This is a genomic window from Acinetobacter sp. HR7 (assembly GCF_000773685.1).
GTDB lineage: Bacteria > Pseudomonadota > Gammaproteobacteria > Pseudomonadales > Moraxellaceae > Acinetobacter > Acinetobacter thermotolerans.
Genome location: NZ_JPQO01000081.1, coordinates 1 through 2,443 on the forward strand (window position 1 = coordinate 1; position 2,443 = coordinate 2,443).

1 protein-coding gene is annotated in these 2,443 nt (G+C 52.1%); it reads left to right on the forward strand.

The annotated features are described in order from the left end of the window. Window positions 1-593: 593 nt before the first annotated feature. Window positions 594-2,255, forward strand: coding sequence for a group II intron reverse transcriptase/maturase (gene ltrA, locus GW12_RS04880; protein ID WP_034584268.1), 1,662 nt, complete (start codon window positions 594-596; stop codon window positions 2,253-2,255). Window positions 2,256-2,443 lie beyond the last annotated feature (188 nt).

Here is a 2,443-nt window from a genome sequence, read left to right on the forward strand (position 1 = left end):
TGCAATAATTGGGTCGAGGTGCGACACGAAGTCGCTTAATGAAGTTGTTCCCCCTGCGGGAACCACCCGTGTCACCGGGTGAATCTAGAAGGCTGAATAAAGAGCGCCTTCGACAATGTAACGAGGCACCGCAAGGTGCGGGGTATCAATCGTGAGAGGCGTACCCTTCTGGCAGCCATAGCCGGACAAGGGCTAGATAATCGGTATGGTGAACACATGTGAATCTGCGTAACGATCGTTAAGTTGAACGAGCGGAAATGGCTGATACGCTCGAACCAAAACGGTAATGGAGGTGGGAATTGCGTCTTTCGACTACGCATTCGTGACCCATACGCCTCCCGGTCGATAGCAGGCACCTAAGCCGATGTACTTCAGTAAGCGGAACGTGGAAATCCCGTATTACTCCCATTGGGAAAGCAGTTTGCAAAAACTGCCCATGGTGATGCGGGCGAAGGAACGAGGAAAAAGCGAATGCCAGTCTGTAATGGGTTGGATAGAGGTTGAAACATTACCCCACGCGAAAGCGGGCTGACGTCCTTATGGTCTCTCATCACAAGAGAGTGTGTAGAACCCTTTTAATGGAGGGAGAGCAAATGAATGCAGCAGTATCAGCGTGTGCACCTTCCAGCACATCGTGGGACAGCATCGATTGGATTGCTGTACAGCGTCATGTCAGAGGGCTGCAAGCGCGTATTGTGAAGGCGGTACAAGACGGCAGGCATAACAAGGCGAAAGCTTTGCAATGGCTGCTGACTCACTCGTTTAGTGGCAAAGCATTGGCCGTCAAACGAGTGTCTGAAAACAAAGGCAAAAACACGGCTGGGGTCGACAAGGTGACTTGGAATACACCCAAGGCCAAGACCGGTGCGATGATGTCGTTGAAGAGGCGAGGTTACACGCCCCTTCCGCTTCGGAGAGTCCTTATTCCGAAGAAAAATGGCAAGATGAGACCTCTCGGGATACCCACGATGAAATGCCGGGCCATGCAGGCGCTCCATCTGCTGGCTTTGGAACCCATCGCGGAGACCATCGCTGATCGGAACTCTTATGGGTTCAGACCGCAACGCTCAACCGCGGATGCTGCAGCACAGTGCTTTGGTGTGCTGTCAAGAAAAGTAAGTGCGGAGTGGGTTCTAGAGGGTGACATTCAAGGCTGTTTCGACAATATCAGCCATGACTGGATGATCGCCAACCTCCCAATGGACAAGGTGATTCTACGGAAATGGCTCAAAGCCGGTTACGTCTACCAAAGCAAGCTGTTTCCCAGTCTTTCCGGAACACCGCAAGGAGGTATTATCTCCCCGGTGCTGGCCAACATGACCTTGGACGGACTGGAAACGATGCTGGCTAAGAGGTTCTCTAACGCCAAATGGACAGGCAAAAAGCTGCAACTGGTACGGTATGCGGATGATTTCATCATCACGGGGTACTCTAAAGAGTGGCTCGAAAATGAAGTTCGTCCTGCCGTGGTTGAATTTCTGGCGGAGCGCGGTCTCGTGCTCTCTCAGGAAAAGACCAAAATCACGCACATAGGGAACGGGTTCGATTTTCTTGGCTGGAACGTACGTAAGTACAACGGCAAGCTACTGATCAAGCCGTCAAAGGCAAACATCAGCGCTCATCTTGACAAGCTGCGAGCATTAATCAATGCAAACAAAGCGACACGACAGGCCACTTTGATCGGTTTGCTCAACCCGATTCTAAGGGGTTGGGCCAACTATCATAGTCATGTCGTTGCCAAGAAGGTTTTCAACCAGGTAGACAACGCAGTGTGGGAAATGCTCTGGCGATGGGCTGTACGTCGCCACCCTCGCAAGACACTCCGATGGGTCAAAGATCGGTATTTCAAAGTACAAGGAGCGCGTCGATGGGTGTTCTCATGTGATGAACAGTCCGCCGATGGTCGGAAGCGACAATACACATTAGTGTCTGCCTCGGACACGCCAATTGTGCGACATATCAAGATCAAGGCTGCTGCTAACCCTCATGACCCCGCATGGGATGAGTACTTCGAATCCCGATGGGGTAAAAGAATGCTGGTCTCCGCAAAGGGGCGAGCCAAGCTGTATCGGGTGTGGCTAAAACAAGGTGGTCGCTGCTGCGCCTGTCTTAAACCAGTCACCAAAGATACACCATGGCACAGCCGTCATATTGTGAAGCTAAGTCATGGTGGAACGGATGCAGTTGCTAATCTTGAGATTTACCATCTGTATTGTCCGAGGAGTGTTCAGTTTGCCAATGTCAACGATGTATAACCGGGTGCCGAATGGCGCCTTAGCAGAGGCTTGAGCCGTGTGCTGGGAAACTCGCATGCACGGTTCTTAGGGGGTTGGACGTAGGTAACTGCGTCTGACTACCCGACAATCAAATGCGACCTTGGGCCTTAGGGCGCAAGAACTGGCTGTTTGCTGGCTCGCTGCGCAGTGGACAGCGAGCGGCAAAT